This window comes from Flavobacterium sp. (genome assembly GCF_044373165.1).
Classification (GTDB): Bacteria; Bacteroidota; Bacteroidia; order Flavobacteriales; family Flavobacteriaceae; genus Flavobacterium.
This window is the reverse complement of the sequence record NZ_JBILQL010000062.1, coordinates 1-14531: the sequence shown is the minus strand read 5'-3', so window position 1 is coordinate 14531 and position 14531 is coordinate 1. Positions and strand designations below refer to the sequence as shown.

At 38.7% G+C, this 14531-nt stretch carries 11 protein-coding genes; 5 read left to right on the top strand and 6 right to left on the bottom strand.

All coding sequences use genetic code 11. From position 1 onward, the window contains the following. Positions 1 to 90: 90 nt before the first annotated feature. From ACIQ32_RS08715 to ACIQ32_RS08700, 4 genes are all read right to left on the bottom strand, one after another. On the bottom strand, positions 91 to 2115 hold the full coding sequence (locus tag ACIQ32_RS08715; protein WP_396195302.1) for a M3 family metallopeptidase: 2025 nt from the start codon (positions 2113 to 2115) through the stop codon (positions 91 to 93). A 93-nt stretch (positions 2116 to 2208) separates the two neighbouring features. Then, positions 2209 to 2694, bottom strand: coding sequence for a 5-(carboxyamino)imidazole ribonucleotide mutase (gene purE / locus ACIQ32_RS08710; RefSeq protein ID WP_396195301.1), 486 nt, complete (start codon positions 2692 to 2694; stop codon positions 2209 to 2211). An 82-nt stretch (positions 2695 to 2776) separates the two neighbouring features. Further along, the gene (locus ACIQ32_RS08705; protein WP_396195300.1) at positions 2777 to 3934 is read right to left on the bottom strand and encodes a 5-(carboxyamino)imidazole ribonucleotide synthase; all 1158 of its coding nucleotides are present in this window, start codon (positions 3932 to 3934) and stop codon (positions 2777 to 2779) included. 43 nt (positions 3935 to 3977) lie between these two features. Next, a complete protein-coding gene (locus ACIQ32_RS08700; protein WP_396195299.1) occupies positions 3978 to 4511 on the bottom strand; it encodes a hypothetical protein in 534 nt (177 codons plus the stop codon). Between the two features lie 97 nt (positions 4512 to 4608). On the opposite strand from ACIQ32_RS08700, the gene hpt reads away from it, so the two are divergent. The 4 genes from hpt (at position 4609) to obgE (ending at position 8180) form a co-directional block, all read left to right on the top strand. After that, positions 4609 to 5139 (top strand): hypoxanthine phosphoribosyltransferase, encoded by a 531-nt coding sequence (gene hpt / locus ACIQ32_RS08695; RefSeq protein ID WP_396195298.1) that lies wholly within the window; start codon positions 4609 to 4611, stop codon positions 5137 to 5139. A 29-nt stretch (positions 5140 to 5168) separates the two neighbouring features. Next, positions 5169 to 5741, top strand: a complete 573-nt coding sequence (locus ACIQ32_RS08690) for an adenylate kinase (protein ID WP_396195297.1) — start codon at positions 5169 to 5171, stop codon at positions 5739 to 5741. 111 nt (positions 5742 to 5852) lie between these two features. Beyond that, entirely contained in the window at positions 5853 to 7076 is a 1224-nt protein-coding gene (locus ACIQ32_RS08685; RefSeq protein ID WP_396195296.1) for a hemolysin family protein, read from the top strand. A 69-nt stretch (positions 7077 to 7145) separates the two neighbouring features. After that, on the top strand, positions 7146 to 8180 hold the full coding sequence (obgE, locus tag ACIQ32_RS08680; RefSeq protein WP_396195295.1) for a GTPase ObgE: 1035 nt from the start codon (positions 7146 to 7148) through the stop codon (positions 8178 to 8180). 46 nt (positions 8181 to 8226) lie between these two features. Here obgE and ACIQ32_RS08675 read toward each other — a convergent pair whose 3' ends face one another. Continuing rightward, a complete protein-coding gene (locus ACIQ32_RS08675; RefSeq protein ID WP_396195294.1) occupies positions 8227 to 8805 on the bottom strand; it encodes an outer membrane beta-barrel protein in 579 nt (192 codons plus the stop codon). A gap of 240 nt (positions 8806 to 9045) precedes the next feature. Between ACIQ32_RS08675 and ACIQ32_RS08670 the strand changes: the two genes are divergently transcribed. Next, positions 9046 to 11196 carry a S46 family peptidase gene (locus ACIQ32_RS08670; RefSeq protein ID WP_396195293.1) on the top strand — a complete coding sequence of 717 codons (2151 nt, stop codon included), beginning with the start codon at positions 9046 to 9048 and terminating at the stop codon, positions 11194 to 11196. A 106-nt stretch (positions 11197 to 11302) separates the two neighbouring features. Here ACIQ32_RS08670 and ACIQ32_RS08665 read toward each other — a convergent pair. Then, a partial coding sequence (locus ACIQ32_RS08665) for a PKD-like domain-containing protein (RefSeq protein ID WP_396195292.1) occupies positions 11303 to 14531 on the bottom strand: 3229 nt, incomplete at its 5' end.

Genomic DNA, 14531 nt, shown 5'->3' with positions numbered 1-14531 from the left:
AGAAACTATGGCAAAAAAGGCTAAACTCTCTAAAAACCGAAGCCTTAACTCCGGTTTCAAATATCTAAGCAGTCTAACAATCTAAGTAGTCTAAATCAATCCCGCGCGTTTCAACAAAGCTTCCGGTTTCGGTTCTTGTCCGCGGAAACGTTTGTACAATTCCATCGGCAATTCGGTGCCGCCTTTGGAAAGCACATTGTCTTTAAATTTGGTAGCGACTTCTGTATTGAAAATCCCATTTTCTTGGAAATACGCAAAAGCATCGGCATCCAAGACTTCCGCCCATTTATAACTGTAATAACCCGAAGAATAACCGCCTTGAAAAATATGCGAAAACGAAACGCTCATGCAATTCTCAGCCACATCCGGATACAAAGTAGTGTTGTCCATCGCGTCTTTTTCAAAGGCTTTTACGTTGTCAATCGTTTGAGGTTTGGCATGATAAGCCATGTCTAATAGCCCAAAACTCAATTGGCGTAATGTCGCCATGCCTTCTAAGAAACTCGCACTTTCTTTGATTTTATCGACATATTGTTGCGGAATAATTGCTCCCGTTTCATAATGTTTGGCAAACAAAGCCAACGCTTCCGGTTCGTAACACCAGTTTTCCATCACTTGACTCGGCAATTCCACAAAATCCCAGTACACAGAAGTGCCCGATAAACTCGGATACGTCGTGTTCGCTAACATACCGTGTAGCGCGTGCCCAAATTCATGGAACAATGTCGTTACCTCGTTAAAGGTTAGGAGTGAAGGTTTGGTTTCAGTTGGCGGCGTGAAGTTACACACGATAGAAACATGCGGTCTTTCGTTTATGCCATTCTTGATATATTGTGGTTTGAACGACGTCATCCAAGCGCCGTTGCGTTTGCCTTTTCTCGGGAAAAAGTCGGAGTAGAAGACCGCAACGAGTTGGCCTTCGAAGTCTAATACTTCAAAAGTTTGTACATCGGCATGGTATTTATCAATATCAAACACTTCTTTGAAAGTGATGCCAAATAATTTTTCAGCAACGGTAAATGCGCCGTTCAAAACGTTTTCCAGTTGAAAATAAGGTTTTAAAATTTCATCATCCAAACTGAATAATTTTTGCTTCAATTTTTCCGAATAGTAAGCGCCATCCCATTTTTCCAAACTTTCCAATCCGTCGAGTTCTTTGGCGAAAGCAGTTAGCTCAGCAAACTCTTTTTGGGCTGCCGGTTTGGCTTTTTCCAATAAATCATTCAAAAACGATTGTACTTTCTCCGGATTTTGCGCCATGCGTTCTTCTAAAACAAAATGGGAATGCGAGTTGTAGCCTAGTAATTGTGCTCTTTCGTGACGCAATTTCACAATGGTTTTTACATTTTCCTGATTGTCATACTCGTTTTCTTGAAACGCTTTTTTGCCGGCGGCAATGGCCATTTCTTTTCGCAATTCGCGATTGTCTACATAAGTCACAAACGGCAAATAACTAGGGAAATCCAGCGTAAATAACCAACCGTCTAAGTCATCCGCTTTGGCCAACGAACGCGCCATTTCTTTGGCGCCATCAGGCAACCCTTTTAAATCGGCTTCGTTGCTGATGTGCAATTTATAACTGTTGGTTTCCGCCAAAACATTTTCGCCAAACGTTAATTTGAATTTGGCCAAGTCAGCGTCAATTTCGCGCAAGCGTGTTTTTTTGTCTTCTGAAAGTAAGGCACCGTTTCGGGCAAAACTTTTATATTTTTTGTCGAGTAAAGTCGATTGTTCCGGAGTTAAAGACAAATTGTCTTTTTGATCGTGAACTGCTTTCACTCTTTTGAATAAATCCTCATTCAACGCAATGTCATTGCCAAAAGCAGTCAACAAAGGCGAAACATCCTGCGCAATTTTCTGCATTTCGTCGCAAGTCTCGGCCGAATTTAAATTGAAGAAGATGGAAGACAATCGATCCAATTCTTGTCCCGAAAAATCCAACGCTTCAATGGTGTTTTCAAAAGTTGGTGCTTCCGGATTTTGGGTTATGGCGTCAATTTCGGCTCTGGCTTTGGCGATGTTTTCTTCAAAAGCCGGTTGGTAATCTTCGATTTTGATTTGAGAAAATGGCGCGGTATTGTGTTTGGTTTGGAAATTTTGGGTGAGTATTTTCATGGTATTTTTAAACATTAAGAAGTTAAGAGAAATTAAGAGATTCATTAAGCTTAATGTAGCTTAATGGAAAGCTTAATTTCTTAATGGTTTAACTTATTTTTTTAATTCATCCGATGATTTGTTAACCGCTTCTTTCAGGCTTTCTTTATAGAAAATGATTTTGTCTAAGACACATTTGTCATGACTTCCGATGATTTGTGCGGCTAAGATTCCGGCATTTTTGGCTCCGTTTAAAGCTACGGTTGCCACAGGAACGCCACCGGGCATTTGCAAAATAGACAGAACAGAATCCCAACCATCGATAGAATTGCTCGATTTTACGGGAACGCCAATTACTGGTAACGGACTCATAGAAGCAACCATTCCCGGCAAATGAGCTGCACCGCCGGCACCAGCAATAATCACCGAAATCCCACGATGGTGAGCGTTTTTGCTAAACTCGAATAATTTCTCCGGAGTGCGATGCGCCGAAACGATATCGACTTCCGTTTGTATGTCAAATCCTTGAAGGATATCGATGGCTTCTTGCATTACGGGTAAATCCGATTTGGAACCCATGATTATGGCTACTTTGCTCATATTCTTAATTTTGAATTTTAAATTATAAATTTTAAATGATTGTAATTTTGTTCATTCAAAATTTATAATTCATCATTTATAATTATTTTTCACTGATCACTCTAATCGAGTTTTTCACTTCTTCGGCAATTTTTCTCGCTTCTGCCATGTTTTGATTGACAATCGTAACGTGGCCCATTTTTCTGAACGGCCGGGTTTCGCGTTTGCCGTAAATGTGTGGCGTTACGCCATCAATCCCCATGATTTTTTCGATGTTTTGGTATACCACTTGTCCGGAATAACCTTCTTCTCCGACCAAATTTACCATAATTCCGGCCACTTTACTGTTGGTGTTGCCTAAAGGTAAATTTAAAATGGCTCTAAGGTGATTTTCAAACTGAGAAGTATAACTCGCTTCGATGCTGTAATGTCCTGAATTGTGGGGTCTTGGCGCGACTTCATTCACCAAAATTTCATCGTCTGCCGTTTGGAACATTTCCACGGCAAGCAATCCAACATGGTTAAAAGCTTGAGAAACTTGTAAGGCTATTTTGGTGGCTTTTTGAGCGACATTATCATCTATACGAGCCGGACAAATCACATATTCTACTTGGTTGGCTTCGGGATGGAATTCCATTTCCACGACCGGATACGTCTTTATTTCCCCTGAAACAGAACGGGCAACGATTACTGCCAACTCATTTTTAAAAGGAACCATTTCTTCGGCTATGCATTCCACATCGGGTAAGTTGATTAAATCTATGGCCGAGCGTACAATTTTCACCCCGTTGCCATCGTAACCGAATTGGGCACATTTCCAAACAAACGGAAATTCCAATTCGTCTTTTTCCAAAGACTTTCTCAAATCGGTTAAATCTACAAATCGATGGTGAGGGGAAGTTGGAATATTGTTATTTACATAAAAATCTTTTTGCTTCCCTTTGTTTTGAATCAGGCGCAAGGTTTTGGGTGAAGGGAAAACCCGTAAACCTTCGGCTTCCAGTTTGTCTAAAGCATCGAGGTTTACATTTTCGATTTCTATAGTCAGTAAATTGACGAGTTTGCCAAATTGGTACACGGTATCAAAATCCATCAAACTGCCTTTGTAAAAAGCGTGAGCACCAAAACGGCTTGGCGCTTCTTCGCTTGAGTCGAGAACATAAGTTTGAATGTCTAATTTTCGGGTTTCGGTCAAAATCATTTTGCCTAATTGCCCGCCACCGAGTATGCCCAATTTAAAATCGGAAGAGAAATAGTTCATAGTGTTGTTGTAGTTGTTGCAAAGATAAGCAATCCTTAAAAAATTATCGCAATCGTTTTAAAAGGTCTTTAACTGCCGAGCGATAACCGGGTGTTTGGTTTTCGAATTCACGGGAAAGAATAAGTTTTAGTTCCTCATTTATCCAAGGATATTTTTTTCCGAAATTGTACAAAGCTCTCATGCTGTAGGCGGCATTGGCGGCTTTATCGGTTTGGATGAGCCAGTCGAGACAAGCTTCTATGATTTTTTCCTCTTGGGTTTCGGTTAAGTTGATTTTTTTGCTTTTAGATAAGAACAAACAAATTTTAGACAAAGAGCGTATGGCAGAATCAGAAGAGTAATTGGCTAAACTTTGACAAAAGGCTTCTTGAAACGGAATGATTAACGCCAAACGCTCTTCGAAAATTAATTCTAAAATCCAGCAGGCTTTGTGGTGGTTTTTGTCTTTAGTATTGAAGCTGATGTCTAGTAAATCTTTCAAAAATTCAGGGTGCTGAAAGACAAAATCCTTATTGTCATCTCTGCTTTTTCGATGAGCAGTGCTATTGGCTATGGTTTTATAGTATTCAGCATTCATTTGGTAAATATATCAATTTTACAAAAAAGTTAAAATACTTGCTACTTGATACTTAATACTTGCGTAAATTTGCAGCTTATTTAAAATTCAAACCAAAATGATACACCTGCACGATAAAACTTTCGAGCCGTTTATTTCTTCAGAAGAAATTGATTTTGCGATAGCGAATATGGCCAAACAAATGGACGACGATTTTTTTGATGAAGTTCCTGTTTTTATTGGTGTTTTGAATGGTGCTTTCATGGTTTTGAGCGATTTGATGAAAAAATACCGCGGGATGTGTGAAGTGAATTTTGTAAAAATGGCTTCTTATGAAGGTACTCAAACCACGGGTGATGTTAAACAATTAATAGGTTTGAACCAAAATTTAGAAGGCAGAACAGTCGTAATTGTGGAAGATATCGTGGATACGGGTAACACAGTGGAAGAATTAAAAGCCATCTTTAAAGAAAAGAAAGTCAAGCATTTGAAAATTGCGACTTTATTCTTCAAACCGGAAGCTTATAAAAAAGACATCAAAATAGATTACGTTGGGATTAGAATTCCGAATAAATTTATCGTAGGATACGGTTTGGACTATGATGGTTTAGGGAGAAATTTACCGGACGTATACCAATTAGCGCAATAACTCATAATTCATAACTCATAACTACTAAAATGATTAACATCGTTCTTTTCGGAAAACCAGGTGCAGGAAAAGGCACACAAGCTGAATTTTTAAAAGGAAAATACAATTTGACACATCTTTCAACCGGAGATATTTTCAGATACAATATTAAAAACGACACCGAATTAGGTCAACTGGCTAAAACCTTTATGGACAAAGGCGATTTGGTTCCCGATGAAGTCACGATTCAAATGTTGCAAAGCGAAGTAGATAAAAACCCACACTCCGCCGGATTTTTATTTGACGGTTTCCCGAGAACTATTGCACAGGCAGAAGCCTTGGATAAATTTTTAGAAGCAAAAGGGCAAAACATTACAGCTACCGTAGCTTTAGAGGCCGATGATGAGATTTTGGTACAAAGATTATTAGAAAGAGGAAAAACTTCCGGAAGACCGGATGATCAGGATGAAGAAAAAATCCGCAACAGATACCAAGAATACAACGAAAAAACCGCACCTTTGATGGATTATTACGATGCGCAAGGTAAATTTCATGCTGTGAACGGAATTGGTTCCATCGAAGAAGTAACTGAGCGTTTAAGCAAAGTAATAGACAATTTATAATTGAAATTTTTGGTTAGAAGGTTATATCCATAACTTATAACTTATAACTCATAACTCAAAGTGGAGATACTTATTATTCTTTTTTTAATCCTGTTAAACGGTGTTTTTTCGATGTCGGAAATCGCTTTGATTTCGGCTCGTAAAAATCGTTTGGAAACAGCCGCAAAAAAAGGAAACACCAATGCCAAAGTTGCGTTAGACTTGGCCAATTCACCCAATAAATTTTTATCAACCGTACAAATCGGGATTACGTTAATCGGGATTTTAACCGGTATTTATTCAGGAGATAAAGTAACCGAAGACGTTACAGTTTTTGTAGAAGGGTTTGAAGCGTTAAAGCCTTATGCCCATTCAATTTCTGTTGGGATTGTGGTCGTGATTTTGACCTTTTTCTCATTGGTTTTAGGCGAATTGTTACCTAAAAGAATCGGCTTGAATTACCCGGAAGCCATCGCCAAAGCTGTTGCAGTTCCGATGAAAATGGTTTCGATAGTGACCATGCCTTTTATTTGGTTGTTAACCGTTTCGACGGATTTTATTTTGGACGTTTTCAAAATCAAACCGACAGCCGACGGCAAAGTCACCGAGGAAGAAATCAAGGCCATCATCAAAGAAGGAACCGAAGGCGGTGAAGTGCAGGAAATTGAACAAGACATAGTGGAACGCGTTTTTCATATTGGTGACCGAAAAGTAAATTCGTTAATGACGCATCGTAAATCGATTGTGTATCTTACTTATGATGATTCCATTGAAGAGTTGAAAGCTAAAGTGTTAGACGAATTGCATTCGGTTTATCCGGTTTGTCACGAGAATTTAGATGAGGTAGTTGGTATTGTTTTACTCAAAGATTTGTTCGCCGGTTTTGAGAAAGGGCCATTCGATTTAAAAAGCATTACTAAAGATCCGGTGTATTTGATTGAACATACTTCGGCTTATAAGGCGTTGGAGAATTTCAAAAAATCAAAAGTGCATTACGCTTTGGTAACCGATGAATACGGCGTTTTTCAAGGAATCATTACGTTGAATGATATTTTAGAAGCGCTGGTTGGAGATGCCGCCGATTTTTATGAAGACGAATTCAAATTAATTGCTCGCGAAGACGGCACTTGGTTGGTAGACGGACATTATTCGTTACACGATTTCTTGACGTATTTTGATATGGATGAACTGATCAACGATTATGATGTAACTACCGTAAGTGGTTTAATCATGACCGAATTAGGTAATATTCCCAAAACCGGAGAAAAACTCATTTGGAACAAATTTGAAATAGAGGTCATCGATATGGATGGCGTGAAGATTGATAAAGTGCTTGTGAAAGCAATTAAGGAATAGTGGATGTGGTCAGATGGCAGTAAACAGCATTACTGAACACTGAACACTGAACACTGAATACTAGAAAAAATGACTGAAGGGAACTTTGTAGACTACGTAAAAATATATGTTTCTTCCGGAAAAGGAGGAAAGGGTTCTTCGCACCTACACCGAGAAAAATTTATTGAAAAAGGCGGACCGGATGGCGGAGATGGAGGTCGAGGTGGCCATGTTATATTGAAAGGCAATAAAAGTCTTTGGACCTTGTTTCACCTTAAATTTGCCCGTCACGTTAAAGCCGGACATGGTGGTGATGGCGGAAGTTCTCGCAGTACCGGTCATGATGGAGAAGATAAAATCATCGAAGTACCATTAGGAACGGTAGTTCGGGATAAAGAAACAGAGGAAATTTTATTCGAAATCACTGAGCACGGAGAAGAAAGAATCTTAATCAAAGGCGGAAAAGGCGGATTAGGCAATTGGCACTTTAGAAGTTCCACCAATCAAACACCAAGATATGCCCAACCCGGAATGCCGGCGGAAGAATTGGATGTGATTTTGGAGTTAAAAGTCTTAGCCGATGTTGGTTTAGTAGGTTTTCCCAATGCCGGAAAATCGACTTTATTATCGGTGTTGACTTCGGCCAAACCTAAGATTGCTGATTATCCGTTTACGACTTTGAAACCCAATTTAGGAATTGTGGCATACAGAGAATTCAAGTCTTTTGTAATGGCAGACATCCCGGGGATTATTGAAGGTGCGGCAGAAGGAAAAGGATTAGGGCATTACTTTTTAAGACACATTGAAAGAAATTCCACTTTATTGTTTTTGGTGCCGGCTGATGCGGATGACATCAAAAAAGAATACGAGATTTTGTTAGATGAATTGCGCCGATACAATCCCGAAATGTTGGATAAAGACCGTTTATTGGTTATTTCTAAAAGCGATATGCTCGACGAAGAATTAAAAGCCGAAATGAAACAGCAACTGGATAAAGAATTTAAAGGATTGCCTTATTTGTTTATTTCTTCGGTAGCCAATCAAGGTTTAACGGAATTAAAAGACAAACTTTGGGAAATGCTAAATGTAGATACAGAAGAGCCAGAGAATAGTCATGGTATATAAAACAAAATCCCGCAAACTGCGGGATTTTTTATTTGAATTGTATTGTTTAGAATCGGTAACCAATCCCTAATTTTATAAAGCTAGCATTGGTGTTGTATTTAGTATCCGGAACACCTACCGGAGTATCGCTCACTTTTATGGCGTCATATTGTACTAACGCAAACATTTTTTTACTGAAATCAAAAGAAAAAGAAACATTGAAATTGAATCCGTTTAATTGCTCTGATTCATTAAAATTAATGATGTCTTCACCGTTATTGCCACTTCCGCTCGAACTGAATTGCATAAAAGTGTAGCCTATTCCCAATGCAGGATGTAATCTTGGTACTCCTTTTAATTTGAGCTCTCCAAAAATTCGAGGTTGGAAATTATAATTTTGGGTTTTAAAATTAAGATCCGGATTGTCGAAGGTGTAAGTTAAATAATTGGCATTTAAGGAAACCCCAAAACTAAAATCTTCTTTGTCTGCAAACCGGTATTTAAAACCAATGTCCAATACGCCTTTATAATTGCTTACAAAGTTGTCCCCGGTTGGAATGGGATAGTTCAGTTCTACAGAAGCTTTGCTTTGAGAGAATGATTGTAAGGCCGAAAAGACAAGTACTAAAGAGATAATTTTTCTCATGGATAAGGTATTTTTGGGTTAAAGTAAAAAATATTTCATAAGCTAAAGTACTTGTTTTAAAAACTCAAATTGTATTCTAAAGGGAGGAAGCTACTACATCGTTATAGTTTTTTAACAAATTTTTAAATTCTTTTCCTTAAAAAAAAGTATTTTTGCACACGTTTTTATGATATTTGATACAGCAAGTATTTTGTCAGGTAGACTATTAACAATCATACTATTAACCCTTATAACATTACAATGAAGAAAATTATTCTATCCTTGATTGCTGCTATTATGCTTGTTCCAACAAGTGTGAAAGCCGACGAAGGAATGTGGTTCTTGATGTTCATCGAGCGTTTAAACCACAGAGACATGCAAAAAATGGGCTTGCAATTGACAGCCGAAGAGATTTACAGTATCAACAATCACAGTTTGAAAGATGCTATTGTACAATTCAACGGCGGTTGTACTGCGGAAATCGTTTCTAAAGACGGTTTGGTATTAACCAATCACCACTGTGGTTATGATGCGATTGCAGAATTGTCTACAGCTGAGAAAAACTTGTTGAAAGACGGTTTTTGGGCAGCCAACAGAAAAGCAGAAATCAAGCCTTCCAGTTTGTTTGTTCGTTTTTTCGTAAGAATGGACGATTGTACCAAACGTATTTTGGCTAAAGTGAATCCTTCTATGTCTGAGGCCGACAGAGAAAAAGCCATCAATGCTGAAATTGCAGCTATCGAAAAAGAAAATAACGGCGGCGGAAAGTATACTGTTTCTGTTCGTTCTTTCTTCCAAGGCAATGAGTTTTACTACTTTGTTTACCAAGATTATAAAGACGTTCGTTTGGTAGGAACACCACCGGAAAGCCTTGGAAAATTTGGTGGCGATACAGACAACTGGGAATGGCCACGTCATACAGCCGATTTTTCTATGTTCCGCGTATATGCAGACAAAGACGGAAATCCTGCGGATTATTCAGAAAATAACGTGCCTTTACAGCCTAAACACTATTTACCGGTAAACATTAACGGAGTTAAAGAAAACGACTTCGCCATGATTTTAGGATATCCGGGAAGAACCAACCGTTGGATGCCGGCAGGCGGTATTGAGCAAAACGTGAAGTTTGCTTATCCTGCTTGGGTTGAAGGTGCCAAAACCGGTATGGACAATATGAAAAAGTATATGGACCAAAGCGACGCCTTGAATTTGGTTTATGCTTCAAAATATGCTTCAACCGCTAACTATTGGAAAAACCGTCAAGGAATGATTGATGCTTTGACCAAGTTTGGTACGGCTAAAACCAAAGCAGCTCAAGAAGCAAAGTTCAATACATGGGCTAACAAACCGGCTAATAAAGCTAAGTACGGAAATGTTATTGCCAACATCAATAAGTTTTATGCTTTGACTAACGAAAAGTCAAGACACGATAACTATATGCAACAATTGTTCAGAACTTCTTCTTTCGGAACTATCGGAAGAACATTAGGAAGACAATTGGAAGCTTATGTGAAAGCTGATGCTGCAAAGCGTGCTCAAATGGCACCTGCTATTGAAGAGATGGCTACAGAAATGTATAAAGAGCTACACATTCCTGCTGAAAAAGATATTTTGGCTGCTCAATTAAAATTGTATGCTACTAAATCTACAGGTTATGCTATCGCGCCATCAGTTAAAAAGATTGCTGACGAAAACAACAATGATTTTGTAAAATATGTGAATGCAGCTTTCGATATGAGTATTTTTACTTCATTAGATCGAATCAAAGCTTTCTTAGTGATTCCAAGTCAAGGTGTTTTAGAAAACGATCCTTTGTTTGTGTTGTCTAATGATATGTTGACACATTTCAGTTCAAAATCTGACGAAATTGCTAAAGCTCAAAACGATTACAGTGCTTCGTTCCGTTTGTTAGTAGAAGGTTTAAGAGAATCTAAAATCGGTACTATTAAATATCCTGACGCCAACTCAACTTTGCGTTTGACTTACGGAAAAGTACGTTCGTTACCGGCTGACAAGCGCAATGATGCCAAAATTAATAACTATACTACCTTAGAAGGTCAGGTTAAAAAATACAAAAAAGGAGACCAAGAGTTTGACTTACCGTTGAAAGTTTTGGAGATGAACAAGAACAAAGATTTTGGTCGTTATGCTGATAAAGACGGTTCTTTACACGTGAATTTCTTAACCGATAATGATATTACCGGAGGTAACTCAGGTTCACCGGTATTAAATGGTAAAGGAGAATTAATTGGTTTAGCGTTTGACGGAAACATCGAAGCGATGGCTGGTGATGTTATCTTTGACAGTAAATTGCAAAGAACCATTAACGTTGATATTCGTTATGTGTTATGGGTAATTGAGAATTTCTCGGGTGCCAAACACATAGTAGACGAAATGACTTTAGTGAAGTAATTTTATACTTTAGTTTACATAAAAAAACGTCCTGAGTAATCAGGACGTTTTTTTATGTAAACTTTTTTTCATAGTAATGAAGTCCAACTATAAAGCAACACTCTTTTTACTTAGCTACTTTTATAGGAACCATCATATTGTTTTCTAAAGTTACTTTAACAACATATACACCATTAGGATAGTTGAAGGTTGTGGAAAGTGCTGAATCTAATTCGGTGTTGGTAATCGTATTTAATTTTTTGCCCGACAGTTCATAGATTACAATTTCTTTAATGTTAACCATTGCTTCGATGTGCAATTGATTGTCTTTTACGTAAGCAATCGCATTGTTGGTTTCTAAATCTCCATTGCCTAAAGTATTGGCATTGAATACTATTTCAAAACGATTATCAAATGTTCCGGTAGCGGTATTAAAGGAGTAGGAATTTGCTTTAATATCATGAACAACATTCAATAATTTATCTCTCAAATAGACAGCTTGATTGTTTTCAAATATACCGTCCGTATGATCAATGGCAATGTTGTATTCTCCGGCACTATTCACTGAGTATCCCAAAGGAACTACATCGTTTTGGTCAAAAGGAAGGGCTTTACCTTGAATAACCAATTTTTTATTTTCTGCTATTGAATAGATATTGATTTCATTAGAGGTAAAGGTGTTTCCATCATACAATCGGTCTAAGCCGTTGGTAGCACCTTCCACATATCCAATCAATGTTTGTCGGAATTTATTTTGACTGTTGGACAAGTTCAACCAGATACGATGTTTCTCCGTTAAGATACTATTGGCACTTCTGAAGAATTGCGAGTTGTTAGCTGAAACCCTCATACTATTGTCAAATTTAATTTGTCCATCGGCAAAAACCTGTGCAAAGAATCCTTGCCCTGATGAAATTTTGCCGCTTGGTAACAACGAAAGATTGGAAGAATCACTGGCCGGAGTAGTTGCCGTTGGTCCGGTTAAGTTCCAACTGGCATAATCTTGGAAATTATATGGTCCGGAGCCCGAGTATAATGTCACTGAGGTCCAAAAGAATAACGTTCCTCCCAATTCACTGTTGTCGGGATTAGTTAAAAAAGCTGCGGCATCAATAGCACTTGGATACGGATTTGATAGCAATGCAGTATTTCCGGTTACCATAGAAGATGAATCGTAACTGTCCACTGTAACATTGATAATTCCGTTGTTTGGAATCCCCGTAAAATTAAAATCGATGGTTCCTGTTCCTGTAGTAAACGGAGCCGAATTTCTTACTCTAGTAATAAATCCGTGACCCGGAATGGTATTGCTAAGTGGTAACCAACTGCCGTTCATAGCACCCGATTGCCATCTGTATTTGTAATCAAATTGACTTGGGATTTGTGAAAAAACATTTCCTGCTACAGGCGAACCCCAATACACATAGGCAAATCGAGTCATGGCTCTTGATGTTCTGCTATATTTTATATTTCCGGTATTTATAGCATTATCATTAACCTGTACCAAACTAGCCCCGTTTTTGATGTTAAAAGTGGCTGTATGATTTGTATTCACCTCGTTTGTGACAGTCAAAGTATTGGTGGCATTGATGTCTAATTTGGCATTTGACAATAAGCTGATATTAGAAGCATAGGCTTCGTAGTTAGTCCCTAGAATGATAGGGTCGTTTGTCACATTAGGGATGATAACACAATGTGTTGCATTAGGCACTCCATTGGGAGTCCAGTTTGTTGGGTTGTTCCAATCTGTATTAACACTACCGTTCCAAGTTTTAGCATAAGACGTTATTTCTATACAATTGCTGAATACTATACATTGAACACTATTCAAGGTAGAAGTAATTCTCACTTGATAATAGGTCGTTTGGGATATAGGTGTAGGAGTATAGGTGGCGCTTGTAGCCCCAAAAATAGTTGTCCATGGTCCGGAACAACCAACAGTACTTCTTTGCCATTGGTAAGTTAGCGTTCCTGTGCCGCTTGCCGGTGTGGTCACAATGAAGCTGGTTGGACTATCAGTTGTGTTGCAAACACTTTGGTTGCCATTAATCACCGGAGGGGTAACATTGTTAACAAAAACAGTTAAAAAATTAGAGTTTGCCGAACAGTTAACGGAATTAATGCTTGCGGTAATTACTCGTCGGTAATAGGTGGTTTGATATACCGGGCCATTTTCATCATAAGTAGCATTGGTAGCACCCAAAATATCTGTCCACGGACCGGCACCACCAACTAAGCTCATTTGCCATTGATAGGTAAGGTTGCTTCCGGTAGCGGGAGTTACTTCAGTAAAGGCGCTAGGATCACCGCCATTACAAACAGTTCTGTTTCCACTGATGGTTCCGGCAGTTACCGCATTTACAGTTACGGTAACACAATTACTTACAGCAGAACATTGCACGCTATTCAATGTAGAAAAGGTTACTCGTTGGTAGTAAGTAGTGACTAATAATCCGGAAGGAGCATCATAAGTGGCTGCAGTGGCTCCGGAGATATTAGTCCATGGCCCGGAACAACCTGTCGTATTTCTCTGCCATTGGTATGTTAAGGTACCGGAACCTGATGAAGGGGTTACTACTGTAAAGGCAGATGGATTGTTGCCACACAATGTTTGATTGTCAGCAATAATGCCACCAGTTACATCATTCACAGTTACCACTATACAATTACTGAAATCGGAACACGTAACACTGTTCAGTAGCGACGTTGCCACTCTACGATAATAAGTTGTAACAGTTATCCCCGACGGTGCATCATAAGTAGCTGAATTGGCTCCCATTATATTGGTCCAGCTTCCGCTACATCCTGTGGTATTGCTTTGCCATTGGTAGGAGATAGTACCGCCGCTAGTTGCATTCACATTAGTAAAAGCTATAGGATCACCTCCGGAGCAAATCGTTTGACTTCCGGTTATTGAGCCAGGATTGATATTGTTAACGGTTACTTGGATAGTATTAGAGGTTGCGTTGCATTCTTTTCCGTTTACCGTTGAAATAGTAATTCTTCTAAACCAAGTTGTTTGACTTAGTGTAGCAGCATCATAAGTAGCCGAATTGGCTCCTGATAGGTTAGTGAAAGTAATATTGTCTGTACTGCTTTGCCATTGATAGGTCAGATTTAGACCTGTTGGGGCAACAGTTTGTGTAAAAGCTACAGGATCTCCACCGAAGCAAATAGTTTGATTAGCCGCTATAGTTCCGGCAGTAACGGTTGGTGCAATACTAATGATTACAGTCACCGGACTTCCGCTACAACCATTAGAAGATGGTGTAATGGTAAAAGTCACATTTTGAACGTTAGCCGAGTTGTTAGTCAGTGTATTGGTAATGGAAAATATGCCGCCGGGAGCAATATTT